Consider the following 25507-nt stretch of genomic DNA (forward strand, 5'->3'; position numbering starts at 1 on the left):
CCTACTTAACTACTTCTCTACTTAACTATTTCCCTACTTAACTATTTCTCTACTTAACTACTCCCCTACTTAACTACTTCCCTACCCAACGAATTAACTAAGCTCAAATTTCATCCACGATTCTCCCTCCCCGCCAAACACAAAATATTGAGGGTAAAGAATTTCTGCCAAAAGCTCTACATCATCTGCGGCCTCGGGCAAACTAGCAAGTAAGTGCTTTTCGCCGTCAATTAAAAACACCTTATTTTCCTTAATAGCCGGCGTGTTTTCCCATTCCTCATCTGCTAAAAAGCCTGGGATTTCACCTAATAATTGAAACATACTCCTATTTTGAGCTAGAAAGATGAAAAGCTGAGGTCCCTTCGTATCCAGTACTTCGTTATATACCCTTCCCCCTGCAGTTCGTATAATGGTATTAATATAAGCCTCCGGTTCGTTATCAAGCGTCGATTCGGCTACCACTTTAACAGTAGGTCGTTGGTTATCTGCTATAAATTTCAGTTTGTGAACCACGATATTAATACGCTCAGCAAGTTCTTCGATTAGTTTTTCCGCTTCTCGAGACACGTTCAAGCTTGTTCCTATGTAAGAGATGCGCTCATATATTTGATCAATATGATGAAGTTGCTGTGTTAAGTTGATGTCTTCTTCCAGTAGTTTTACGCATGCTTCATCCAAACCTAAAGCCTTCACAACTGTCGACAAATACGAGGTATAATCTTGCATAGTATTATTGTTTACGAAGCAAACTTAGATAAAATGAGGGGTATAAAAAAGGGCTGCCAGGATATAATCACTAACAGCCCCCTCTTTAAAAATTGTTTCTTATTCGCTCAATTTAACTTCTCTTGTTATAGAAGTATTGTCTCCTTTTATTTCATTTCCATCAGGTCCTACCAACGTTAATTTGACTTTTAGATTCCCTTTTGGAGCTCCCTTGATTTCATAAGGTCCCCATTTATCCAACGTGATCGTAGTGTCATTAATCTCTGCTTTCACTTTGTTGCCCGAAGCCGATAACTCCGTGTTCACTAGGTAGAAGTCAAGCAATAAGTTCTCGGTATCTTTTCCCTTATATTCGCCTTTCGGACGACTATAGAATAAAGCGGCATCCGCAGGAACGGGTAATTCCTCATATTTTCCCTGATCGGTAATTTTGAAATGCTTTAAAACATAAGCCTTTGGCTCTTTTATGGATTCATGGTAAGAACGTGAAAGAAAGGACAATAAATAGTGCTCGGTTCCTTTCTTCAGACTTACACTATTTTCCGGTTTATAAAGTGCGGTATAAGGCTGGTTGTCCAAAATAAAATGGATATGCTGCCCTTCCGCTGAATTAGCCATATGATCCGCATTATGATCGGCTGTATGTTCTGTCAACGTAAAATTCTTTACCGCATATTTAACCTCCAACTTCACTGAATCCTGGGAAGCACCCGGTGTAGCCGTAATAGAAGAGACGGCCAATTCAGCACCTGGAAATGCCTTTGAATCTGCGACAGGTGTAACACTGATCGCACTCGTTGCAGCCTCAGTGGCAGTAGTGCTGTCGGTTCCTTCTGTTGATTTTGTGCCAGATTGATTACATGCCGACAAAGAAGCTGCTATGAAAGCGCCCGTTACCAGCGTCATGATTTGAGATTTAAAGTTCATATTGCTATTTTTTTTACGATAAGTACTAATAAGATTAATATCTAATCTAATAATACAGCTAAGTAACGTATTTTGTTTAAAAAGGACGAAGAATCTGATGTAAAATATTGGATATTTGTTAGTAGGCATTAGGCTATAGGCAGTAAGCTTTAAGCACGCACCTACTTACAATATTACCACATTGGCTAATTGACTAATTCACTATTTATTGCGAGGAGTTAGGCTATAGGCAGTAAGCTTTAGGCAGCCATCTACCCACATTGGCTAATTGTCTAATCTGCTAATTGGCTAATTCACTAATTCACTATTTCCCTACTCAACTATTGCGAGGCATTATGCTATAGGCAGTAAGCTTTAGGCACGCACTTACCTACAACATTACCACATTGGCTAATCAACTACTTAACTATTTAACTTCTCAACTATTTAACGACTTAACCTCTCAACAACCCAACGTGTTGATAATTAACCAAATGTTAACAAATAAACCACATTCTCTTTATCAGGAAACACTTCAAATGCGCTAACTTTATAGCAAAGATCGATACGCAGGCAAGGGCTATTTAGATTTAACGTAATACCTTTAATTTATGACCTGGAAAAAATTTAGCGGAGAACCCATTCGCAAACCACTTCTCGAAGAAGTAAGCACAGCCATCTCGAAAGAATATGCATTAGGAAACAAGCTCAAAGTCTGCATCGGCACCGACTCGCAGGTAAAAGGGCAAATCACTGATTTTGCAACGGTGATTGCTTTTATCCGCGAAAAGAAAGGTGGCTTTATGTTCATTCACCAAGAACGGTCCCTGCTTAAAATGAGCATCAAAGAACGAATGCTCGCGGAAGTACAGCGTTCTATTGAAACGGCTTATTCACTTTGCGATATTTTGGACACCTATCATGTCGACTTAGAAGTACATGCCGATATTAACACTAATCCTATGTTTAAATCCAATCAGGCACTTCATGAAGCTATGGGATACATTTTAAGTATGGGCTTTGTATTCAAAGCGAAACCGGAGGCTTTTGCAAGCTCAACCTGTGCGAATAAAATGGTGCAGTAAAGAAGTTTTTTGATTCCTAGTTGTGAGCTTTTTTTTTATAATGAGCGAATTTTGGACATAAGGTCTAGGTAACATGACATAGAACCATAGCTGTCAAAGGGATTTCGTTTTTAAAAAAGAACCTTTTTCTTAATCAACTTTTCTTGATAAAAGTTGAGCAAACCGAAGAACGTAGTGATGAGTTCATGAACACCTTTAAAAATAAACAAGCCTGAATAAATCAAGGCTTGTGTAGGCTGCCTTGCAACTGATGGCAAAGCATCATTAGCGCGTATTGGAGCCGTTTCACTTCGTCAATCCGCTTGGGGATTGCAATATGAGCGAGGGTGCAAATGCTTTACTGCTCGTTGCGTCGATATCCTCCAAGGCCGTTCTTCCCACACACGAGGCTATATTTAGGGCTAAAGCTAATACGTCCGGTTAAAAGTAAAAGCCCTCCGTTCTGCCACAATGTCGCCTAGGAAATTTGCGGTTTGCACGTTGATGCATTACCGTTTAAAGCAAAGTTCCAAGCGACGAGTCTTTGGTTACTTTCTTCGGAAGAAAGTGACAAAATAAAGGTTTTTTTAATATAAACACCTCCTTCTCTATGTTAAAACCGAAACTGACCGACCAACGGGAGAAAGTAATCCCAACTGACAGGCAAATAATTTCGCGTTTGTCTTGATACCTGCCTACCGCAGGCAGGCTTGATACTTTTGTATTGGTACCGTTATAACCACCTGCCTGCAGGCAGGTAAGTAGTAGGACATAGGACAATAGATGTGTGTGCTAGAATAATAACATAACAGTCTTCGCCTTGATACTTTTATCCTGATACTTTTGTCCTAATACTTTTATCTTGATACTTTTGTCCTAATAACTAATAAAACAACAGCAATGAAATACATGTTCCTTTTCCTGATAAGCTTTCTACGGGCATTTTCCTATGCACAAGATCAGCAAGAATGGTTGGTAAAAATAGGCGATAAGGCACCTGATTTTTCGTTCACTCTAGCCGACAGCAGCTTAAAAAACCTACAGGATTATAAAGGAAAGGTCGTATTGATCAATTTCTTCGCAACATGGTGCCCTCCTTGCCGAAAAGAACTCCCTCGCGTTCAGAAAGAAATTTACGATCGTTACAAGACTAACAAAAAGTTTGAGTTATTCGTCTTCGGCCGTGAAGAGAATTGGGACAAACTGCGGCCATTCATTGAAAAAACGGGCTACACCTTTCCCATCCTCCCTGATGTGAAGCGGGAAATATTCTCAAAATACGCAAACAGCGGTATTCCTAGAAACGTCGTGGTAGATGAAGAGGGCAAAATCATCTATTTATCCCTTGGTTATACGGAAGAAGAGTTTGATAAGCTATTAGAAGTCCTGGATAAGAGGCTTAATTAATCGCTTTATGTTGCAAGACTTCAATTGATACCTGTTGTCCAAGCTGATATCGATTCGGCATTTTATTGATACATCGCAATTGGAGCTTCTCATCCGACAATATAATTTCTTCGTAAAAGCCTTTAAAAAGGATGTTCTGAATAGTAAATGGCGTAGTAGTCCGTACGATCTCATCTATTCGTATCCACTCCGGATGGATAATGATCTCTTTTGCACTTATCTCCGGTAATAGATAACTAGCTTCCTCCTCGGACAATATATTACTCCTTGCCAATAACCTAGCGGTATACGCATTGGGTGGATTATTGTATATTTCTTTCGGGCTACCGACCCCCATTAAATTACCGTCTTGTAAAATTAATAAAGCATCCGATAAAGCCAGTACTTCACTTGGATCATGGGATACCATAATGACCGTTAGGCCGATCTCATCTACTATCTTTCGGATATCTTGCTGCAAGTGGTCGCGGAATGAAGCATCTACCTGATTAAAGGGCTCATCCATTAATAAGACCTGCGGTCCGGTCACAAGTGCCCGGGCGATGGCTACCCGCTGCTTCTCGCCTCCGCTTAGATCAGCAATACGTTGTTTGGATAGCCTCAAAATATTCAGACTGTTTAAGGCGATTTCCGTTTTATCGTGTTTTTCCAGTAAGTTGGTATTTGATAAACGAGACGCCACATTATCCCAAACATTAGCATAGGTATTTAAATCATCAAAGTGCTGAGATACCAGACGCATGTCTTCATGCCCCGGAATCAATTTATCGAAGGGCCCCGGCACCTTCCATCCTTTGAAACGAATTTCCCCTTCATCAGGACTTGCAAGACCGTAAATTAATCGCAACAGTGTGCTTTTTCCGCTTCCACTTTCCCCTATGATCGCCGTGATTTTACCTTGCTCCACACCAAAGGAGATCTGGGTTAACCCTAAACTATCCGGTTTATCCGAAAAACGTTTTGATAAATTATCGACCTGAATGTATGCGAGTCCTTGCTTTTGCGTATCCGAAGGAATAAAATCGCAGGAAGGTGTATTTGTATTATTTGCCATCAAAAAACATTACACTTATAGTGTAAACGCCTCGAAGATAAAAAAATTTTAGGCATTCATGAACTAGGTCGATCGTGATAGCACTGATCGACCTATAAAAGCAAAAGTTTTTAGAAGAAGAACATCAGTCCGAAAGACATATTTCTCAGGCCCTCTTGCTGTGGACTATTCTCAAACATATCATTGAAATAGTACTTGGCATATAAACCGACCCATTTATAGCCTACACGTGCAAAAGCACCATAACGGAATTTAGCATAATTAAAATCGTCTTTAACTTTCCGTTTGCCTTCCTCTTCACTCTTAAATTTTTGGCTTCCACTTAGCAAGAAACCTCCAATTGGGCCGTAGGCAATTCGTAAATCACGATCCATGCCCAATCGATGTTCGAAGGTTATCGGTATCCTAAGATAACTGGAGCTGAAACGGTTTTTGCTATAATGTATATCCGATTCGGTGTAGCTTAGCGGTGTAGTATTCCGGTCGAATATGATGTCATTTTTCAGGCGGATGTGGGTCCAATCAAAACCGGCAGACAAAAACAATCTAAACTTTTCGTTGAAGCGGTAGCCGAATTGGAAAACATCAAAGCCCACATTAATTGTTTTCCATGTTCGGTTCCTTAGAAAATCGTTCTCCGGACTAAGCGTAAAACTACCATTATCTAGTAAGGTAGCCAATCCTAAATCAAAGCGGGAAAATGTGATTCCTAAAATAACCTTCGGCTTCTGCTTCAAAAAGTCAGTACTCTTACTTTTATTTAAGCTATCGCAAGGATTACAACGTTCAACCTTGACCATATTATCTCCATCAGAGCTCCATTTGACGGTTAGCTTTCGCTTCCGTTCAGTTTTTACGGTGTCCATATCCGTTGTATCACGTATCCCCTCCACCTTCGATAATTCAGTATTGCTTGCCTGAACGGTGCCAATCAACGCTAAAAAAGTTAACCCTGTAAATAAAATATGCTTCATATATGTAGTTATTAGTTGTTCGTTATTAGTTGTTGGAGACGTTAAATAGTTGAGTCGTTGAGTTGTTGAGTCGTTGAGAGGTTAAATGGTTGAGTCGTTGAGTCGTTAAATAGTTAAGTTGTCGAGTCGTGGAGTCGTCAAATCGTATCTACTTAACTACTTCCCTATTTAACTACTTGACTATTCCTCTACTTAACTACTTGACTATCCCCCTTACTTAACTACTTGACTATCCCCCTTACTTAACCATTCCCCCATCACAGCCTAACCTTCAATGCCTTCAAATCAACGGCTACTTTCAATGTGCCTTCATCATCACTGGCAAAAGACAGCACCTTTGCATCGCCATGATCAACCGAACCTACGACATAATTTAAAATCTCACCTATGCCGAAATTTTTCTTTTCTTGGCTCTTCATCTTTGTATCCTTTAACGTCGGAGTCTCAATAAAAGCAAACTGTAGCGCCGGTTGCTCCACGCGTCCATTACCTGGAGATACGGCGACTGATACTACCTCATTGACGATCATGGGCCGGTTGCCCGTGTCTTCCATAATAACATCGGGATCTGTCATTGCCCTATTTTCCGATACCGTTATTTTCCGCCCGTCTATTCGCTCCTTTAAATTCCTTTTCGCAGGGGATACGCTCCTATGAACCATCTTTTCGCCTTTACCGATTCCATTATTGCTTTTGGTCACCGGCATTGGTAAGGCAGCCCCTTCGTCTTTTATAACTTCTTTCTTTGCACTTAAATATACAACTTTGCGTGGCTGTTTGATATAAGTTATCCCCACCCCTAAAGTAAGCGCAATCATGGCGGCTATCGACCACCTCATCAAGGCTCTCTTCACTTGAAGCGACCTTGCTCCCGATCCGGTTGTCTGCTGATCCAACTGTTCGGCGATATTCGACCATACTTTGTTCGAGACCTGCGGTTCAAAAGAATCAAGTTTTTTCCGAACTTCCTCATCAAAAATATCATTCCGCATACGATCCATAATTACCCCCTCTTTCTAACATTACCAATTTACTTTTTAACCATGCCCGCGCACGGGACAATTGCGATTTTGAAGCACCTTCGCTGATACTCAGTGCTTCTGCTATTTCTTTGTGTGAATAACCTTCCAGGGCATACATATTAAATACGATACGATAACCGTCAGGCAATTGTTGAATCAGCGCAAGCAAATCACGTACCTCCAGCCCTTCCATATCAAATGTCTGTTGTTCTTCGTCAAAAACGGCGTCAACACTTATTGTGTTCTGTATTCGCTTATTCTTCCGTATCATCTCTATCGCTGTATTTACAAAGATTTTTCGTATCCAACCTTCGAAAGACCCCTCGCCTCTAAAACCAGCTACACACTGAAACACCTTGATAAAACCATTTTGCAACATATCCTCTGCTTCCATCTCGGATGTGGCGTAACGCAAACAAAGGTTGAACATCTTCGAAGCAATTGCCCGATAGAGCGACTCCTGTGCCTTTCGCTCTCCCCGGCGGCAACCTTCCAATAGATCATCGATGGTGTATAATTGCTTCAAATTATGTTCCCTTTTTCTCTTAGATGTCAAGAGCAGTAAAAAGGTTGCATGATTTTTTTATTTTTTTGTTGAGTAGTTGAGACGTTAAATAGTTAAGTAGGGGATTAGTTAATTAGCCGATTAGCCAATTGGTGAATTAGCCAATGAAGCATGGGCGTGAAGTAGAGAAATTGTGGAGTGGTTGAGACGTTAAATAGCTAAGTAGTGGGTTGGTTAATTATTCATTAGTGTTTATTTAAAGGCATTATTTATAGGAGCTCCCTCGAGTCTTTGGGGTCGGTTAGTTTGATAATGTTGGTACGAATAACTAATAACCAACAACGAATAACTAATAACGATAACTAACAACAATTTATTAAGTTTGCGAAGCACTTGAACAAAAAGAAACACAAACAATTGGAAAACACACTTATAATAAGCGAAACCAGCCTACGTGAATTTACTGAACAAGTATTCTTAACGATCGGTTGTACGGCAGCGCATGCTAAACTGGCTGCGGATGTGCTGATTGCAGCCGATCTACGGGGCATTGATTCCCACGGGACGGCACGACTAAGCGGATATGTTCGGCTGTGGCAAAAAGGCAGACTAAATCCTTCACCGGAGATACGGATTGTACATGAAACGCCCACCACGGCTACCGTAGATGGGGATCGCGGTTTAGGTTTGGTAGTAGCACCTTATGCCATGGAAATTGCCATCAAAAAAGCGAAAGACTATGGCTCCGGGTGGGTCGCTGTACGCAACTCCAATCATTTCGGCATTGCCGGTTATCATGCCTTATTAGCTGTTAAACAAGATATGATCGGTTATGCCATGACCAATGCCAGTCCGCTAGTAACCCCCACTTTCAGCAAAGAGCGGATGTTAGGGACTAACCCCATGTGTTATGCATTTCCGGCAGGAGCGTATCCGCCGGTAGTTATAGATATGGCGACATCCGCTGCTGCTAACGGTAAACTTGAAATTGCTCAGCGCAATGGATATTCTATTCCTGACGGATGGGTACAAACGAAAGACGGCACTCCTTCGGTAAATCCGCATGAGCTTAAATCCGGAGGGGCCTTACTTCCATTAGGAAGCGATCGAGCGCACGGTAGTCACAAAGGATTTGGACTTAGCGCCACGGTTGACATTCTAAGTGCCGTGCTTTCGGGCGCTAATTATGGCCCTTGGGCACCGCCTTTTGTTGCTTATTTAGAGCCTCATCCTCAACCCGTAGGAGAAGGTTTGGGACATTTTTTAGGCGCATTGAGAGCCGATGGTTTCCGTCCTCTTGACGATTTTAAACAGCATATGGATAATTGGATTCATCGGTTTAAGAACGCAGAACCCATTGACAAAAATCAACCTGTCATTATTCCCGGCGAACCCGAGCGGGCTGCAACCATAGAAAGAAAAGCAAATGGCATCCCTGTTGTTAAAAGTGTATTTGATGATTTACTAAAGCTAGCGAATGACCTTAGTTTACCATCACCGAACATAGCATGACGTTTTTGGCATTAATTCTGAAACCTACAGGTTGGCTTTATGTCCTTATAAAAGCAAACTTATTTGAAAATGTTTTGTTGAAAAGCAACAACATGCTTAAACACTAAAACATAAAAAACATCAATGATTATTAAAACGAGTAAAAACATTAAATCCCTTTTAACACTCAATACAGGTCTTTTTTTATTAGCAATTACAAGCAGCTGCCATTCCGGTTCCTCCAACGCAGAAGATGAAAGCAACAAGCGATTAAGTCTTCCGGTTTTTATGGTTGACACCGGTACGGCTTTAACAGAACGAGATTATCTCGGAACCATCGAAGGAAAAGTAAATGTAGAAATCCGTCCACAGGTTGAGGGCATTCTAGAAAAAATATATGTTGATGAAGGTGCCTACGTGAAACAGGGACAAAATCTTTTTAAAATCAACGAACAACCTTATTTGGAGGCGCTCAAAAATGCCATTGCAGAAGAAACAGTTGAAAAGGCTAAAGAAAAAAATGCCCGTTTGGAAGTCGAGAGCCTCAAACCTTTGGTAGAAAACGATGTAATATCAGACGTTCAGCTCCGTACGGCACAAGCGAACAACGAGGTTGCTAAAGCCTCGGTAGCAAAAGCGGCAACGGCAGTAGCTACTGCCAAGATAAATCTTGGCTTCACCAATATTAAAGCTCCCTCGAGCGGATACATAGGCAGAATTCCCAAACGCATCGGAAACTTGGTTACCAAAGGAGACTCCCAGCCGCTCACGGTACTTTCGGATACTCGCGAAGTGTATGTCTATTTCTCGATGAGCGAGGCAGATTTCCTACATTTCACCAAAGGTGGACGATCAAACGACTCGTCTGCTAACAATGACATGTTAATTCCCTACGTTCGCCTTATGTTGGCCGACGGTACCGAATATGCGGAGAAAGGGATTGTAGATGCGATTGATGGTCAAGTAAACCGAACAACGGGGGCCATCTCCTTACGGGCTTCTTTCGCCAATCCGCATGATGTTCTCAGACAAGGGAATACCGGTACCCTTAAGATGGAAGAAAAGAAACCCGGCGTCTTGTTGATGCCTCAAGTAGCTGCCGTTGAATTACAAGACAAAACCTTTGTATATATTGTAACGCCGGATAACAAGGTAAAGATGCGTGCCGTCATTCTTGATGGAGTCAGCGGCCCTAACTATATTGTTAAAGATGGACTAAGGCCGGGCGACCGCGTCGTACTGTCAGGCTTTGACAAATTGGAAGACGGCCTAGCCATTAATCCACAACTACAAAATCCCAAACGCAGTTAAAATCCCCGTGTTAAAGTAAATACCTATTAACTCCATTAGCGAGAGGAAAAAACTATGTTAAAAACCGTCATAAGCAGACCCGTCCTTGCTACCGTCATATCCATCTTATTGGTCATGTTGGGCATTGTCGGCATGCTGCAATTACCTGTCACACGTTTTCCCGAAATTGCCCCTCCGAGCGTGAGCGTTACTTTATCTTATCCCGGAGCCAATGCTGAAACGGTGGCGCAGAGTGTCTTACTACCTATTGAAGAAGCTATTAACGGGGTCGACAATATGACCTATATACGATCTACCGCCAGTAATACCGGTTCCGGCAGTATCAATATTTTCTTCAAAGCAGGCACCAATCCCGATCAAGCGGCCGTTAATGTCCAGACGCGTGTTTCAAAGGCCGCCAGCCAAATTCCCGCAGAAGTAAACGAAGCGGGCATCAGTGTTATGCCCAAGCAGAATGGTGTCATCATGACTATGAATATTTTCAGTAATCACCCTGATACGGTTTATGATGAAACCTTCCTGCAAGCCTATGCGCAAATTAATATTAACCGCGAGTTATTACGCGTCCCAGGTGTTGCCGCCATCAGTCGAATTGGAGCTAGAGATTATTCCATGCGTACATGGCTTAATCCGGAAAAATTGGCTGTTTACGGCTTGGTACCTCAAGATGTCATCGATGCCATCAAGAGTCAAAACTTTGAAATCGCCCCGGGAAAATTCGGTGAAGCATCCGATGAGGTTTTCGAAACCGTTTTGAAACATCGCGGTCGTTTCAGTAATCCGGAGGATTATGAAAATCTAGTTATTCGGACCAACGAAGACGGTTCTGTGCTCTACCTTAAAGATGTCGCTCGTATCGAATTCGGTGCTTCTAATGTGGGATCGGACAACAAAGTAAACGGCTTCCCGGGGTTAACGATCAACGTAGTCCAAACGAGTGGCTCGAATGCCGTGGAAATCGATGGACAAATACGAAAGGTGATGGAAAAGTTACAGCGATCTTTTCCCGAGGGTATCAAATATGAAATCACGTATAGTGTTCGTGATCAAATAGACGAGTCGATCAGTCAGGTGAAACACACCTTATTCGAAGCCTTTTTCTTGGTGTTTGTCATTGTCTTTATATTCCTGCAAGATTTTCGTTCCACATTGATTCCGGCAATCGCCATCCCGGTATCGTTGGTAGGAACTTTTTTCTTCCTACTTCTATTTGGCTTTTCCATCAACGTTTTAACCATGTTTGCGCTCGTTTTAGCCATTGGTATTGTGGTAGATGATGCCATTGTTGTCGTAGAAGCGGTTCATCAAAAAATGGAACGTACCGGATTATCTCCGCGGAAAGCAACACTTTCTGCGATGAGCGAAATTACCGGCGCCATCTTATCGATTACCATGGTAATGGCGGCAGTATTCCTTCCTGTCGGTTTCATGGAAGGTCCGTCCGGCCTATTTTATAAACAGTTTGCCTATACGCTAGCTACTGCTATCTTGATTTCGGCGCTCAATGCATTAACATTAAGTCCTGCACTATGCGCTTTGTTGTTGAGAAACAACCACCATGATGATAAGGAAAAGGAGTTAAAAGGAAGCAAATTGTCCAAATATTCGAGGCGGTTTTTTGATGGATTTAATGTTGCGTTTGATACACTTACCAATAAGTATATACGCTCTTTAAATTTCCTGCTGCGTAAGAAATGGCTTACCCTGGCCCTGTTAGCCTTGCTTTCCGCAGCCGGTATTTTTTTGATGAATAGAACACCGTCAAGCTTTATTCCCACAGAAGACGACAGTTTTGTTACCTTTTCTATGTCTATGCCTCCTGGGGCTTCTTTAGCGAGAACGACAGAAGTATTACAGCGAGCCGACAGCATAGTGAGAAAACGCGAGCAGATTTCAGGCATGACGACTATTTCCGGTTACAATGCCATTGACGCCACGGCCAGCCCGGCCTTTGCGGTAGGCTATATCAATCTAAAAGACCATAAGGAACGAGGAGAGATAAAAGACATTAACGCTTTTATGGATAGTATCCGTCAGGATCTTTCTCAGATTAGCGAAGCCACTTTTAGCGTTTATCCACGTCCTACGGTACAAGGGTTTGGTGATTTTAGTGGCTTAGAGTTCGTATTACAAGACCGCCTCGGTGGTACTTTTGCATCGTTCAGCAAGGTGGCGAACAATTTTATTCAAGAACTGCAAAAAAGACCTGAAATTGAAACAGCATTTACGCCGTTTAAAGCCAATTTCCCACAATATCAGCTAGAGGTCGATTTTGTAAAAGCACAGGCCCTAGGTGTCACCGCAAAGGATCTGATGACAACCATACGAGGCTATTACGGCCGGGTACAAGCTGGCGATTTCAGTCGCTTTGGCAGACAATATCGTATCTACATGCAGGCAGACGCCCGATTTACCAATGACCCGGAGTCTTTTAAATCGATTTTCGTCCGTAATAAAAACGGTGACATGGTACCAGCCAATACCTTGGTAAAACTGCGGAAAGTCTTTGGTCCGGAAACCGTCAATCGCTATAACTTATTTAATGCTATTGCTATCAATGCGACACCAGCGGCAGGCCATAGTTCCGGTGACGCGATGAAAGCTGTCGATGAGGTGGCGGAAAAGGTGTTGACAGCAAACTATAGCTATGAATGGACCGGCATGAGTTTGGAAGAGCGACAAAGTGGTGGACAAACCATTCTAATCTTTACGTTAAGTATTCTCTTTGTCTATTTCTTACTGGCAGCACAATACGAAAGCTATATTTTACCTTTCGCCATTTTACTTTCGGTTCCGGTTGGTCTCGTAGGGGTTTATACAGCTGTCAATCTGGTCGGACTCGAAAACAACATATATGTTCAGGTTGGCCTTATCATGCTTATAGGACTACTGGCGAAAAACGCCATTCTCATTGTGGAATTTGCCGTTCAACAACGTAAATCCGGTTTGTCGATTTACGATGCCGCGATTGAAGGAGCCCGCTTACGATTGAGACCGATCCTAATGACTTCACTGGCTTTCGTTGCGGGCTTGATTCCTTTGATGTGGACGGTCGGGCCGTCGGCACAAGGTAATCATTCAATCAGTATCGGTGCAGCAGGCGGTATGTTATTCGGCGTAACAGTTGGTGTATTTGTTATCCCCGTTCTTTATATGGTTTTTCAGCATTTTGATGAAAAGGTAAAATCCAAAATGATTCAGGAAGAAGATGATTAAAAAAAATATAAAAACAAGGCACTTCGGCTCAATAGCACTTTTGACGATATTCCTTAGTCTATTACTTAATGCTTGTAAAGTAGGGAAAGATTATAAGCGGCCGCATTTGAACCTTCCCAAAAAATATCGAGATGAAATCAGTCCCGCCGATTCGGTCGGAATAGGCAACATCTATTGGCGCGAATTCTTTGTCGATACTACACTTCGTAAGATTATTGACACGGCCCTTGTGAGTAACTACGATATGCGGAAAGCTCTGAAAAACATTCAGATCGCTAACCAACGTGTTTTCCAGGCACGTGCAGAATTTCTTCCCGACATCAATGCTACCTTGGGAAGCGTCAATAGGCAATACCGATCCAAAAACTTCTATTCTAATCCCTCCTCGAAATATTACGAAACGAAGGGTAAAGAAGCTCCGGAAACCTTATTTGATTATACCATGCAGCATATGAGCAGTATTGGACTCAGCTGGGAGCTGGACATTTGGGGTAAAATTCGGCGCATGAATGAGCGGACCCTAGCGGAGTATCTGCAAACGTATGAGGCTCGTAAACTCTTACAAACGCAATTGGTTGCCAATATCGCGGAAGGCTATTACAACTTATTGATGTTAGATGCTCAATTGGAAGTAGCCCGTCGAAACCTGCGGTTGACCGATAGCACGTTACGCATTGTCAAATTGCAACGGGATGCGGGTCAGGTAACCTCGCTCGCTATCCAGCAAACCGAGTCGCAACGTTTAGCAGCTCAATCGCTTATTCCGCAATTGGAGCGTCAGGTAGTCATTCAAGAAAATAGCTTGCGAGCTTTATCCGGTGAATTGCCCGATAGTATTCCACGCGATGCCTCCTTGACTGATTTTTTGATCGAAGATTCTGTTACGGCCGGTGTTCCGCTATACATGGTGAGTCACCGACCCGACGTACGTGCCTCTGAGCTCGCGCTACGTGCTGCTAATGCAAATGTCGGCGTCACACAGGCCTATCGTTATCCGACGCTGACCATAGAAGCCGAAGGCGGGGTAAACAGTATGTTATCCAAAAATTGGTTTAAAATTCCCGGCTCTCTATTTGGGGGTATAATAGGGAGTTTGACAGCTCCTGTCTTTAATAAACGCAAAATAAAAACGGACATCGAAGTTGCTAAACTCGAACGGGATAAGGCCGAACTGGATTTTCAACAGGTTGTATTGGATGCCATTAATGAAATTACCAATACGTTGATAACCTTTAAAAAATTGCAGGAAGAGTATGAAATTGCTGAAAATCGAGTAAAGGTTGCTCAACTAGGTATTAAACAAGCGGGATTATTATTTAAAGCAGGTTATGCTACTTATCTGGAAGTCATTACGGCGCAACAGAATGCGATTGACAGTGAACTGGAATTAGTAAGCCTTAAACAACAATTATTGCTGGCTAGAGTTGAGTTGTATAGAGCATTGGGTGGAGGGGCGTAGTGTTAGTTATTGGTTGTTAGTTATTGGTTATTAGTTATTAGTTGTTAGTTATTGGTTATTAGTTGTCCGTTGTGAGCAGAGGCACTCCTAAGGGCTAGGTTAGTTGTTGGTTATTCGTTGTTGGTTGTTCGTACCAACATTATCACATTAATTAACCGACTCCGAAGACTCGGGAGAGCTCATGCCCGTCCCGAGTCTTTCAGGGAATGCCTTTAAATAAACATTAATGAATAATTGGCTAATCGGCTAATTAACTAACCGAGCATAGCGAGCTCATGAATACCTTAAAGTGAACACGAATGAATAATTCCCTACTCAACAACTTAACTACTCTCAACGAATAACTAAAATTAATGGATTCCCATAAAAATACGATTCCATCTGATCTTGTCAAAGAAAGATCCTTTGTCATCTAAACTAAGCCATACAAAAAGGGCCTTACCAACAATATGATCTTCCGGCACAAATCCCCAAAATCTCGAATCCAACGAATTATGGCGATTGTCCCCCATCATCCAATAATAATTCATTTTGAAGGTATAACTCGTTGCTTTAGTGCCGTCAATATAATAACCATCCCCTTTTTTCTCAAACGTGTGGCCTTCATATACCGTAATAGCACGTTCGTAAATTGGCACGGTCTGTTCATTCAATTGAACCGTCCAACCTTGATGTGGCACAATGACCGGCCCATAATTATCTCTGTTCCAATCTGACCCTTGGGGAAAAATATCCTGTGTAGGTTCAGGGGTTCCCTTCGGATAAATAAGCGGTTTAATTTCCTTCACGTTTGCCCATCCTTTGATTGTATTTGCCAACGAAGGTGTCAGATAGAAAACGTACTGGTTCGCTTGCCCCGTTGATCCACCGTCGATCCGCATATCGTTAATGCGGTCTAGATTAATATCGGTACCATCCGTGGTCACCTCGTACATAAGTTGACCTTCCACGGGCGTTATGCCCTGTTTTCCATTAACATAAACCTGTGCATTTACAATGGAAATGGTATCACCCGGTATACCGATCGCACGCTTTATATAGTTTTCCCGTTTATCCACCGGTCTATTAAAGGGTGCATCAGCCTCCATCGGATAATTAAATACCACCACGTCATTACGTTTGATTTTCTGCAAGCCCGGTAATCGACGATAATCCATTTCCAAACCGTCCCAATAGGCCTTCGTGCCCGTTATTGGCATGGTGTGATGAGCAAAAGGAAAAGCAATCGGCGTCATCGGAAGACGTGGTCCATAGTTTATTTTACTAACAAAAAGAAAATCCCCGGTAAGTAAGCTCCGTTCCATAGAGCCGGAGGGAATCATGTAAGCTTCAATTAAAAAAGTCCTGATCAACGTTGCGGCTACAACAGCAAAGACGATGGCGTCAGCCCATTCCCGGGTCGCAGACTTTTTGTAAGGATACTTCTTCTTAAATTCTTCTGTAGCCGAAGCTCCCCAATAGGTAACCGTTTTATCAGCGCCCCATAAGGGGAAGACGATAAAAGGTACGATAATGGTCCCCACTTGATCGAGAAAAGAACGCCGACCAAAACATCGAACAAAATCTATGTACAGCCCAATACCGATGAAAAGATTGATGATAGGGACTACTAGCAAAATCACCCACCACCATGGTCTTCCGGTAAGTTTAGTAATAATATATTCACGATAGAAAGGAGTCAGTGATTCCCATCCGGGCCTTCCTGCTTTCACAAAAAGTAACCATAAACCGATCTGCGTGCCCAGAAAAAATACTACCAAAAAAGCTGTTAACATGCCTTATAAAGTAAAAATTAAAAAGTAAAAATTAAAAAGCCTGCCTCCCGTAGGGATGGTCAAAACCCCGGAGGGCTCATTGATGCCTTAAGAAACAAATAAGATATCAATAATTAAAAAAGCTCTTAGGAATTAGCGTTTAGCATTTAGCGTTTGGTCATAACTAATAGCTAAACCCTAACAGCTAAAACCTATTAAAATCAAACATATCCGTAACAGCATAGAAGCCTTTCTTACCTTGCAACCACTCCGCGGCGATGACCGCACCTAAAGCAAAGCCTGCACGACTATGTGCTGTGTGTTTAAATTCAATCTGATCCACCTCCGAACTGTACAATACCGTATGAGTGCCGGGTACTTCCTCAATCCGATGCGATTCGATCAATAACTGATTTTTCTTCGGTATGATTTCGTCGCCTTCTCCGACCAGGTTGTTTACCCATTCATCCTTATCATCGTTATGTTCCAAAATACCTTCTGCTATCGTAATGGCCGTACCGCTTGGGGAGTCCAGTTTATGAGTATGATGGATTTCCTCTACTTGGACGTCATATTGTTTATAAGGACTCATAGCTTTAGCCAATAACTTATTGATATGAAAGAACACATTAACACCAATACTGAAGTTAGACCCGTAAAGTAAGGATTTGTTACCTGCTTTACATTTTTCTTCAATTTCCGCCAGGTGACTATACCAGCCCGTTGTTCCCACAACCATGGGCGTATCTGCTTCAAAACAAAGATTTATGTTTTGAAGGGCCCCTTGTGGCGTACTAAAATCGATGGCAACATCAATGTCAGAAAAATCGTCCGCTATGATCTCATGTCGATTATTCTCATCAATAATCAATGCCACCGTATGACCTCGTTCAGAAGCAATTTTTTCTATGATACGGCCCATTTTACCGTAACCAATCAAGGCTATGTTCATTATATTTTGCTATGTGTTTAGGTTTGCAATATACGATTTTACTTAAAACTCCTAAATGTAGTAAATTTTGTCACTTAATCGAAAAGGTTGCTTTTAGCCCCACTACCGGAGTCGAACGGTAAGCCAACATACCGGGAGCTTGCATCAGGGTAGGACGAATATTAAAAGTGAGGTCGTCACTCATATCATAGCGTTTAAATTTCGCATCGATGTAAGCGTCGATTACGTTCAGCGCATACCATCCAACGGTAAGCAGAATGGTTAAATCTCGGTTTCGTCGATAAAAATCTTTCGCCCCGATAAGCCATTCAGTTGTCACGTAGTCAGGATACTTTGGATTCTGGCTGAGCCCCTGGTTGGCTAGACGGAAGCGAACCTCCTCTAAGGTCTCACTGTAGTTATTCTGTGCAAATACAAACGAATAACCTAAGCCTCCGAAACCTGCCCAGATGATCGGAGCTTTTACATAGCCCCAACCACGATTAAACAATTGCCCCCATCCCGGCAAAATAAGTGATCGGCGAACTGCCTTTTTCGTCAAAGCTTCTAATGCTAAACGAGCGGAATCTTTGTAAACGACCGGCTTCTGCTCTTCCTCTTTTTGTTCCCGTCTTTTCCGTTCCTTTTTCGGCACATTAGCGGTATCAGTCATATTGAAACGATCTTTACTGATATCATTAGGTGTTCTAATACTATCGGGCACCTGTGCTAGCACACAAGAGCAGGCCATCACAAAAAAAACAAGTAAAGAGAGAAACCGAAATGTTGTCATTACCAATCTAATAACTCCAGAATCCGACTAAGATCATCTTCCGACATAAACGGAATCTCAATCGTACCTTTTCCACCCTTACTTTTTACGTTGAGCTTTACTTTAGTAGAAAATTTGGAGGCCAGGTCATCCTGGATCTTTTGAAACTCAAACGACAGCGGCTTCTCTTTAGTATCAGGCTTCGCTTTATTCTTGTAAGTACTGTCGTTAACGAGCCTGACCAGCTCCTCAACTTTCCGTACAGATAATCCTTTTTCAATAATTTCCTGAAAAATATACAGTTGTTTATCGACATCGGCGACATTGATTAAGGCACGGGCATGCCCCATACTCAATTTTCCATCGCGGATAGATGCCTGAATAGCCGGTGGTAATTTTAGTAAACGAAGATAGTTGGTAACCGTTGATCTGTTTTTACTTACCCGATCACCTAACTCTTCCTGCTTCAGGTTACACTCGTCAATCATGCGCTGAAAACTTAAGGCAACCTCTATTGCATTTAGATTCTCCCGTTGTATATTTTCGATGAGTGCCATTTCCAACATCTGTTGGTCATTAGCTGTTCTTATGTATGCCGGAATCTCTGTCAGTCCTGCAATCCTAGATGCTCTTAAGCGTCGTTCGCCGGAAATCAACTGATAATTCCCATTTCCCATTTTGCGTACGGTAATGGGTTGAATCAGACCTTGTAATTTAATTGAATCAGCAAGCTCATTTAAGGCGTCTGCGTCAAAATCTGTTCTTGGCTGAAAAGGATTTACCTCTATAGCGTCAATTTTAATCTGGCTAATTGATCCCGGAGGCACATCCTTCCCTATTCCCACTGCGGTTGACTGCTGACTGGCTGCTGTTTGCTTTACCACTTCGTCTGTATCATTCAGCAATGCACTTAAGCCTTTTCCTAAACCTGTTTTTCGCTGTTGCGCCATTATATTTTTGCCTCCTCTTGCTCTTTCTGTAAACCGTTTTTAATTAAAATCTCTCTCGCCAAATTTAGATAGTTAATGGCTCCTTTTGAGTTGGCATCGTGCATGATCACGGAAATACCAAAGCTCGGAGCTTCACTTAAACGCGTATTTCGTTGGATAATGGTATTAAAAACCAGGTCGTTAAAATGCGAGCGCACTTCCTCAACTACCTGATTGGATAAACGCAAGCGAACATCGTACATGGTTAGCAAAATGCCTTCAATCTCGAGATTGGTATTCAAGCGGTTTTGAACAATTTTAATGGTGTTTAGCAACTTACCTAATCCTTCCAACGCAAAGTATTCGCATTGAACAGGGATGATCACTGAGTTTGCCGCTGTTAATGCGTTAATGGTAATTAATCCGAGAGAGGGCGAACAATCGATGATAATAAAGTCATAGTCGTCACTTACCTGCTTCAATACGGACCGCATTTTATACTCACGATCATTGAGATTGATCATCTCGATCTCAGCCCCTACAAGATCAATATGTGCAGGGAGCAGATCCAAATTAGGTGTTTCGGTTTTTTGGATAGCCTCTCTGGGATCTAAATCATTAATGATACATTCGTATACACTCGATTTGATAGCCCTTGGATCGAAACCGATACCGGAGGTTGAATTTGCCTGAGGATCCGCATCCACCAAAAGTGTTCGGTACTCCAATACGGCAAGACTCGCTGCTAAATTAATCGAGGATGTGGTCTTACCCACTCCTCCTTTTTGATTGGCTAACGCTATGATTTTACCCATTGTAATTTATAAGTCCTAAGTAAAAAATATTCGCCTAATGGTTTCCCGCTTTAAATCCGTCATAATCCATTAAACTAGGATGTCTTCTTAATATTGCCTTAATGGAGCATTTTCCCCGAAAAAAATTGATTCGGTTTCCCCAAAAAAAGCGCACCCTTTTCTTCTCTCCTTGTTTAAAAATGCGTTTATTTAGTATCTTCGCAGTTTTTAAACACCTTAAACAAGGTTGCTAAGATACAAATTTTACACAGCTTAAAAACCAGAAGGGGTTTAGATTTTACACATATTATTAACAATGATCACAATTATAGCCGGCACCAATCGCAAAGACAGCTACTCGCTAAAAGTAGCGAACTATTACTACAGACAACTTGGCAAAAAAGGTTATGGGTCCGAGATCATGTCACTCGAATCACTGCCGGATAATTTTATTGTTAGTGATCTTTACGGGGCGAGAAGTGACGCATTTCAACCCATACAAGACAGGATCAGCGCCACAACAAAATTTATTTTTGTTATTCCGGAATACAACGGGAGCTTTCCAGGTGTCTTGAAAACTTTTATCGACAGTTGTTTATTTCCGGACAGCTTCGTTGGAAAGAAGGCAGCACTGGTAGGAATCAGCTCCGGCAGATATGGCAATATCCGTGGGATCGAGCACTTCACGGGTGTTTGTCATTACCTTAATCTTCATACACTTCCTTTACGCATTCACATCCCCTATATCAAGCAAGAGCTGAATGAAGAAATGGATTTTTTTAAAGAAGATACACTTCACTTCACGAATCAGCAAATTACGGAATTTATAGCGTTTTAATATTTACGACGCAATTACCACTTTAATTCCCTTTTTTTCCAAGAGTTTAACCATGCTCGACGGAATCCCCTCATCGGTGACGATGTAAGCGATATCACTGAGTTCGCAAATCTTACCAATCCCTCTTTTTCCAAATTTTGTACTATCGGCCAAAACCGCCACCTGCTGGGCCGCACGTATCATTTTTTGGTTCAGGCCCGTTTCCGCCAGGTTACTAATGGATAAACCGAAATCTATATCGATTCCGTCAACCCCCAGGAATAACATACCACAAGAAATCGTTTCCAATATATATTCCGCATGCGCCCCGGCAACAGAAGAAGAACTTGGCCTCACCAAGCCACCCAATTGAAGGACCTCAATATTATTTCTTCCACTTAATTCGAAGGCCACTTTAATCGCAGGTGTTATAACCGTAATCGGCTGGTTTGGCTGCAATGCCTTTGCTAATTCGAACACGGTTGTACCCGATCCAATCATGATGGAATCATTTTGTCCGATCAACGATAAAGATGCTTTCGCAATCTTTTGCTTTTTATCCGGATTAATCAACGCCTTCTCCACAATTGGACGATCATTCGCATACGGATTGGTTAATGAAGCCCCTCCTCGGGTACAAAACAACAAGTTCTTATCCTCCAAAAATTTCAAATCTTTTCTTATCGTAACCCCCGAAACTTTTGTCATCTCTACCAATTCCGGAATGGTTGCGCTTCCATTTGCTTTGATCAGCTTGATGATTGCCTCATGTCTTTTGGTAATATTCCTCATAATCACGGATTCTACTGCAATAGTACTTATTATTTCTTAAATATCATATCATATCAAATATGTTTTATTTTGTTATTTTTTATTTATTAAAACTTTTTAAAACATTTATTTTGTTATTTTTTATTAAATATTCTATCTTAGAGGCTTTAAAACCAGTTAGCAACCGAAATACAGCCTACCAGCAGGTAGTTAAATATCAAGTAAAAGCGTCAATCCATTTTGAATTCTGAAGTACAAACCCTTGCACAATAGCTATAAAAGGATTTAATAACCTGTACTTAACAAAGCTTTAACATTCAAAAGGGAATTTTGGCAACGTTATAAAATATTTATAAACAAAAATAAACAATCAATAAAACTAAAAAAAATGAAAAGAAAGATTTACCTAAGCCTTTTCTACTGCCTCTGTTGCATTTTTCTAGCCAATGGACAGGAGCTAAAAACGCTTCATGGAAAAGTCGTGACAGACAGTGGAGAAAGCTTACCCGGTGTTTCAGTTACCGTTATCGGGACAGATAAACGCATCGGAACAACTACTAATGAGCATGGGATCTACCGCTTATCAATTCCAGATGGCGCTACGCTCTCATTCTCTGCTATCGGTTACATCACACAACAGCTGAACCCACAAGGCGCAAGCCAACTGGATGTCGTCATGAAAATCGGGCAGGCCGATCTGGAAGAAGTGGTAGTGGTTGGTTATGGCACACAAAAGAAAGCAAATTTAACCGGCGCTGTTGATCAAGTCGGAAAAGAGGTTTTTGAAAATCGCCCCCTCGCAAGCACTACTCGGGGGCTCCAAGGGGTTATACCAAACCTGAACATTAAAATGACCGATGGAAAACCTACGCGTGGCGCTACCTTTAATGTTCGCGGAACGACCTCCATTGGTGCCGGAGGATCGGCGCTGGTACTTATAGATGGTGTACCGGGCAATGCCGATCTCTTGAATCCCAATGATATTGAAAGCGTCACTGTTTTAAAAGACGCGGCATCCGCAGCCATCTACGGTGCCCGCGGTAGCTTCGGGGTCGTATTAATAACAACGAAAACACCCAGTAAAGAACGATCGGTTATTAACTATTCATCCGGCTATTCCAGAAATGATCATACCATACGCCCGGATCTGGTAACGGAAGGATATCCGTGGGCAAAAACGTTCAATGAGGCTTTTAGCTCGTGGAACGACTACAATGCAGACCCGCAAAAAGCTAATAGTGTGTTTCCTTGGTCGCAAGAATACCTGGAAGAATTGCGTAAGCGGCATGAGGCCGGCAACACCCCTTCTACCGATATTGATCCGGCTACCGGAAGATACGTTTATTATGGAAGCACAGATTGGTTGAAAGAATTGTATGCTGACCACACGCCCTCAATGGAGCAGCAATTAAGCTTCTCCGGCAGTGGTGAAAAGACATCATTCTATCTCTCAGGTCGCTACAATAACCAAGGCGGGATTTTTCGTTATAATCCCGATAAATACAACCAATATAATTTACGCGCTAAAGGAAGCATACAGGTGAAAGAATGGCTGCGTGTGGAAAACGACATTACCTATAACGAAAGAGCCTATTTTACACCCATACTGAATCATCCAAGCAATACCCCGGTATGGCGACGTATTTCGGATGAAGCTTTTCCGGTAGCCATGTTGCGTAATCCGGATGGAACGCTCACGGAAAATGCTTCCATTGTTTTCGGCAGCTTTATTTCCGGTAATAATCATTGGGATGAATCCCGTAGACAAACCCGCAATACCTCCCGGATTTTTACCAATTTTTTCGACAATAAGCTAAAAATCAACGGCGACTTCACCTTTGAAAAAACCGCTTTCAATCGCACACGCCTGTACACGCCTGTCCCGTATAGCAATGCACCCAGTGTTACGCTCGAGCGAGGGATCAGCAAAATGAACGAGCTTATTGACAACACAACCTATCTAGCGCTCAATGCCTATGGTCAATACACACAAGACTTCGGAAAAAACCATATCAACGCCGTACTTGGCTATAATTACGAGCGATCAAAATTGTCGAGCCGTTATATGGAACGTGATAATTTGATCAATCCTTCGCTTCCTGATTTCTCTTTAATTGATGGACAAAATTTTCTCTTAACAGGTGGAGGAAACGAATGGCTGACTGCCGGAGGTTTCTATCGGATTAGTTATGATTACGACGGTAAATATTTACTCGAAACGAACGGTCGCTATGATGGATCGTCTAAATTTCCGCGCGGACAGCAATGGGGTTTCTTCCCGTCCATTTCAGGCGGTTGGCGCGTTTCTGAAGAAAACTTCTGGAAAAACGGTCTAAAAGAGGCGATTGGTGAATTTAAACTGAGAGCCTCCTACGGCAGCTTAGGTAATGGCAATATTGACCCTTACCAATTCCTGGAGATAATGGACGTCAGCCGATCTGGTCTTATCTTGGGAGGTATTCGGCCGAATTACACGTCTAACCCCGGCGTAATACCAAACGGGCTAACCTGGGAAAAAGCAACCACTATTAATTTGGGGACCGACTTGTCCTTCATTAAAAACAGGCTGAATGCTACGTTCGACTGGTATACCCGGAAAACAATCGATATGTTTACGGTTGGACTTCCCTTACCAGGCATTTTTGGAACAGATGTCCCCGAAGGAAACTACGCTGATTTGAAAACAATCGGTTGGGAATTAAGTCTTAACTGGCGCGACCAGATCAAAACGTCGAAGCCAATCAATTACGACCTACGGTTTACGCTGGCGGACAGCAGGGCTTTCATCACACGCTTCAACAATCCACTCGGATTGATTACGACCTATTACGAAGGACAACGCGTGGGAGACATTTGGGGCTTTGTTAATGACGGTTTCTTCCAAAGTCAGCAAGAAATCGATAATTACGCAATCGACCAGTCGTTTATACGAGTGTCAGCCGCTAACAAAATCCTACCGGGCGATATTAAATTTAAAGATATAAACGGCGATGGAAAAATTGACCAAGGAACCAATACCTTAGGCGATCCCGGCGACCAAGTGATTATCGGCAATACGGAGCCTCGCTTTCAATTTGGTTTTAATGCTAATTTTAGCTGGAACAATTTCTTCTTAACCAGCTTCTTTCAAGGGGTTGGGAAGCGTGAATTTATGCCTGGTGCAGACAACGCGCTCTTCTGGGGACCTTACAATCGTCCGTACAGCTGGCATCCAACTTATGTTGTGAATAACATGTGGTCAGAAGAAAATCCCGATGCATATTTCCCTCGCCTACGCGGCTATACGGCACTTAATTCGCGCGGCGAACTAACGTTTAATCAGACCCGTTACCTTCAAAATGCCGCCTATATCCGCCTGAAAAGTATTTCGATCGGCTACAATTTGCCGAAGTCGTGGTTAGGTAAGCTCAACATCGAAAACCTGAGCGTCTACTTCACCGGCCAAAACCTCTGGACCTGGTCGCCCATGTTCAAACACAATCCCAACATGGATCCGGAAAACATAGAACGTGCCGATCCGGAGCTGAATCCAAATGCAGGACAGGGCATGGCTTATCCGATGCTCAAAACCTATACACTGGGAATCAACGTAACACTCTAATAA

20 protein-coding genes are annotated in these 25507 nt (G+C 42.3%); 8 read left to right on the forward strand and 12 right to left on the reverse strand.

All coding sequences use genetic code 11. The features are described 5' to 3' along the window. Nucleotides 1–93 precede the first annotated feature (93 nt). Complete coding sequence (locus tag ACH11B_RS02145) at nt 94–726, reverse strand: ABC transporter substrate-binding protein (RefSeq protein ID WP_377612924.1); 633 nt, start codon at nt 724–726, stop codon at nt 94–96. A 99-nt stretch (nt 727–825) separates the two neighbouring features. Next, a complete protein-coding gene (locus tag ACH11B_RS02150) occupies nt 826–1653 on the reverse strand; it encodes a hypothetical protein (RefSeq protein WP_377612926.1) in 828 nt (275 codons plus the stop codon). A gap of 590 nt (nt 1654–2243) precedes the next feature. Between ACH11B_RS02150 and ACH11B_RS02155 the strand changes: the two genes are divergently transcribed. Then, a complete protein-coding gene (locus ACH11B_RS02155) occupies nt 2244–2717 on the forward strand; it encodes a ribonuclease H-like YkuK family protein (protein WP_013663724.1) in 474 nt (157 codons plus the stop codon). Between the two features lie 879 nt (nt 2718–3596). Then, nucleotides 3597–4103, forward strand: a complete 507-nt coding sequence (locus ACH11B_RS02160) for a TlpA family protein disulfide reductase (protein ID WP_377612928.1) — start codon at nt 3597–3599, stop codon at nt 4101–4103. Here ACH11B_RS02160 and ACH11B_RS02165 read toward each other — a convergent pair. The 4 genes from ACH11B_RS02165 to ACH11B_RS02180 all read right to left on the reverse strand — a co-directional run bounded on the left by ACH11B_RS02165 (nt 4096) and on the right by ACH11B_RS02180 (nt 7679). After that, on the reverse strand, nt 4096–5157 hold the full coding sequence (locus tag ACH11B_RS02165; RefSeq protein ID WP_377612930.1) for an ABC transporter ATP-binding protein: 1062 nt from the start codon (nt 5155–5157) through the stop codon (nt 4096–4098). The two genes, ACH11B_RS02160 and ACH11B_RS02165, sit on opposite strands and share 8 nt — an antisense overlap. Before the next feature lie 110 nt (nt 5158–5267). Next, nucleotides 5268–6131, reverse strand: coding sequence for an outer membrane beta-barrel protein (locus ACH11B_RS02170; protein ID WP_013663728.1), 864 nt, complete (start codon nt 6129–6131; stop codon nt 5268–5270). Nucleotides 6132–6388: 257 nt separating this feature from the next. After that, nucleotides 6389–7132, reverse strand: coding sequence for a hypothetical protein (locus ACH11B_RS02175; RefSeq protein WP_377612932.1), 744 nt, complete (start codon nt 7130–7132; stop codon nt 6389–6391). After that, entirely contained in the window at nt 7113–7679 is a 567-nt protein-coding gene (locus ACH11B_RS02180) for an RNA polymerase sigma factor (protein WP_130858550.1), read from the reverse strand. Before ACH11B_RS02180 ends, ACH11B_RS02175 begins: the two co-directional genes overlap by 20 nt. Nucleotides 7680–8051: 372 nt before the next feature. Between ACH11B_RS02180 and ACH11B_RS02185 the strand changes: the two genes are divergently transcribed. From ACH11B_RS02185 to ACH11B_RS02200, 4 genes are all read left to right on the forward strand, one after another. After that, a complete protein-coding gene (locus tag ACH11B_RS02185; RefSeq protein ID WP_377612934.1) occupies nt 8052–9170 on the forward strand; it encodes an Ldh family oxidoreductase in 1119 nt (372 codons plus the stop codon). 123 nt (nt 9171–9293) lie between these two features. Beyond that, the gene (locus ACH11B_RS02190; RefSeq protein WP_377612936.1) at nt 9294–10460 is read left to right on the forward strand and encodes an efflux RND transporter periplasmic adaptor subunit; all 1167 of its coding nucleotides are present in this window, start codon (nt 9294–9296) and stop codon (nt 10458–10460) included. 54 nt (nt 10461–10514) lie between these two features. Further along, nucleotides 10515–13676 (forward strand): efflux RND transporter permease subunit, encoded by a 3162-nt coding sequence (locus ACH11B_RS02195; protein ID WP_013663733.1) that lies wholly within the window; start codon nt 10515–10517, stop codon nt 13674–13676. After that, nucleotides 13669–15135, forward strand: a complete 1467-nt coding sequence (locus tag ACH11B_RS02200) for an efflux transporter outer membrane subunit (RefSeq protein ID WP_377612938.1) — start codon at nt 13669–13671, stop codon at nt 15133–15135. Before ACH11B_RS02195 ends, ACH11B_RS02200 begins: the two co-directional genes overlap by 8 nt. A gap of 350 nt (nt 15136–15485) precedes the next feature. Here the strand turns inward: ACH11B_RS02200 and lepB are convergent, their stop codons facing one another. From lepB to ACH11B_RS02225, 5 genes are all read right to left on the reverse strand, one after another. Further along, nucleotides 15486–16910 (reverse strand): signal peptidase I, encoded by a 1425-nt coding sequence (lepB, locus tag ACH11B_RS02205; RefSeq protein ID WP_377612940.1) that lies wholly within the window; start codon nt 16908–16910, stop codon nt 15486–15488. Nucleotides 16911–17094: 184 nt separating this feature from the next. Then, nucleotides 17095–17841, reverse strand: coding sequence for a 4-hydroxy-tetrahydrodipicolinate reductase (dapB, locus tag ACH11B_RS02210; protein WP_377612942.1), 747 nt, complete (start codon nt 17839–17841; stop codon nt 17095–17097). Nucleotides 17842–17911: 70 nt separating this feature from the next. Next, entirely contained in the window at nt 17912–18613 is a 702-nt protein-coding gene (locus ACH11B_RS02215; protein ID WP_013663737.1) for a DUF5683 domain-containing protein, read from the reverse strand. Next, nucleotides 18613–19542 carry a ParB/RepB/Spo0J family partition protein gene (locus ACH11B_RS02220; RefSeq protein ID WP_377612944.1) on the reverse strand — a complete coding sequence of 310 codons (930 nt, stop codon included), beginning with the start codon at nt 19540–19542 and terminating at the stop codon, nt 18613–18615. Before ACH11B_RS02220 ends, ACH11B_RS02215 begins: the two co-directional genes overlap by 1 nt. After that, complete coding sequence (locus ACH11B_RS02225; protein ID WP_013663739.1) at nt 19542–20336, reverse strand: ParA family protein; 795 nt, start codon at nt 20334–20336, stop codon at nt 19542–19544. Before ACH11B_RS02225 ends, ACH11B_RS02220 begins: the two co-directional genes overlap by 1 nt. Before the next feature lie 295 nt (nt 20337–20631). Here ACH11B_RS02225 and ACH11B_RS02230 point away from each other — a divergent pair, with 295 nt between their 5' ends. Continuing rightward, nucleotides 20632–21153: an NADPH-dependent FMN reductase gene (locus tag ACH11B_RS02230; protein ID WP_013663740.1), complete on the forward strand. Its 522-nt coding sequence runs from the start codon at nt 20632–20634 to the stop codon at nt 21151–21153. 3 nt (nt 21154–21156) lie between these two features. Here ACH11B_RS02230 and ACH11B_RS02235 read toward each other — a convergent pair whose 3' ends face one another. Then, nucleotides 21157–21924 carry a DeoR/GlpR family DNA-binding transcription regulator gene (locus ACH11B_RS02235; RefSeq protein ID WP_377612946.1) on the reverse strand — a complete coding sequence of 256 codons (768 nt, stop codon included), beginning with the start codon at nt 21922–21924 and terminating at the stop codon, nt 21157–21159. Between the two features lie 367 nt (nt 21925–22291). Here ACH11B_RS02235 and ACH11B_RS02240 point away from each other — a divergent pair, with 367 nt between their 5' ends. Next, the gene (locus tag ACH11B_RS02240; protein ID WP_377612948.1) at nt 22292–25504 is read left to right on the forward strand and encodes a SusC/RagA family TonB-linked outer membrane protein; all 3213 of its coding nucleotides are present in this window, start codon (nt 22292–22294) and stop codon (nt 25502–25504) included. Nucleotides 25505–25507: the final 3 nt, after the last annotated feature.

The sequence above is a fragment of the Olivibacter sp. EAT-5 genome (assembly GCF_044784325.1).
Taxonomy (GTDB): Bacteria; Bacteroidota; Bacteroidia; order Sphingobacteriales; family Sphingobacteriaceae; genus Olivibacter; species Olivibacter oleidegradans.

Bases quoted from the DNA above. Each gene is read 5' to 3' on its own strand.
- ACH11B_RS02240 (WP_377612948.1), top strand. From the start codon at position 22,292: ATGAAAAGAAAGATTTACCTAAGCCTTTTCTACTGCCTCTGTTGCATT.
- ACH11B_RS02235 (WP_377612946.1), bottom strand. From the start codon at position 21,924: ATGAGGAATATTACCAAAAGACATGAGGCAATCATCAAGCTGATCAAA.
- dapB (WP_377612942.1), bottom strand. From the start codon at position 17,841: ATGAACATAGCCTTGATTGGTTACGGTAAAATGGGCCGTATCATAGAA.
- ACH11B_RS02150 (WP_377612926.1), bottom strand. From the start codon at position 1,653: ATGAACTTTAAATCTCAAATCATGACGCTGGTAACGGGCGCTTTCATA.
- ACH11B_RS02160 (WP_377612928.1), top strand. From the start codon at position 3,597: ATGAAATACATGTTCCTTTTCCTGATAAGCTTTCTACGGGCATTTTCC.
- ACH11B_RS02155 (WP_013663724.1), top strand. From the start codon at position 2,244: ATGACCTGGAAAAAATTTAGCGGAGAACCCATTCGCAAACCACTTCTC.
- lepB (WP_377612940.1), bottom strand. From the start codon at position 16,910: ATGTTAACAGCTTTTTTGGTAGTATTTTTTCTGGGCACGCAGATCGGT.
- ACH11B_RS02190 (WP_377612936.1), top strand. From the start codon at position 9,294: ATGATTATTAAAACGAGTAAAAACATTAAATCCCTTTTAACACTCAAT.
- ACH11B_RS02175 (WP_377612932.1), bottom strand. From the start codon at position 7,132: ATGGATCGTATGCGGAATGATATTTTTGATGAGGAAGTTCGGAAAAAA.
- ACH11B_RS02215 (WP_013663737.1), bottom strand. From the start codon at position 18,613: ATGACAACATTTCGGTTTCTCTCTTTACTTGTTTTTTTTGTGATGGCC.
- ACH11B_RS02165 (WP_377612930.1), bottom strand. From the start codon at position 5,157: ATGGCAAATAATACAAATACACCTTCCTGCGATTTTATTCCTTCGGAT.
- ACH11B_RS02220 (WP_377612944.1), bottom strand. From the start codon at position 19,542: ATGGCGCAACAGCGAAAAACAGGTTTAGGAAAAGGCTTAAGTGCATTG.
- ACH11B_RS02170 (WP_013663728.1), bottom strand. From the start codon at position 6,131: ATGAAGCATATTTTATTTACAGGGTTAACTTTTTTAGCGTTGATTGGC.
- ACH11B_RS02225 (WP_013663739.1), bottom strand. From the start codon at position 20,336: ATGGGTAAAATCATAGCGTTAGCCAATCAAAAAGGAGGAGTGGGTAAG.
- ACH11B_RS02200 (WP_377612938.1), top strand. From the start codon at position 13,669: ATGATTAAAAAAAATATAAAAACAAGGCACTTCGGCTCAATAGCACTT.
- ACH11B_RS02230 (WP_013663740.1), top strand. From the start codon at position 20,632: ATGATCACAATTATAGCCGGCACCAATCGCAAAGACAGCTACTCGCTA.
- ACH11B_RS02195 (WP_013663733.1), top strand. From the start codon at position 10,515: ATGTTAAAAACCGTCATAAGCAGACCCGTCCTTGCTACCGTCATATCC.
- ACH11B_RS02145 (WP_377612924.1), bottom strand. From the start codon at position 726: ATGCAAGATTATACCTCGTATTTGTCGACAGTTGTGAAGGCTTTAGGT.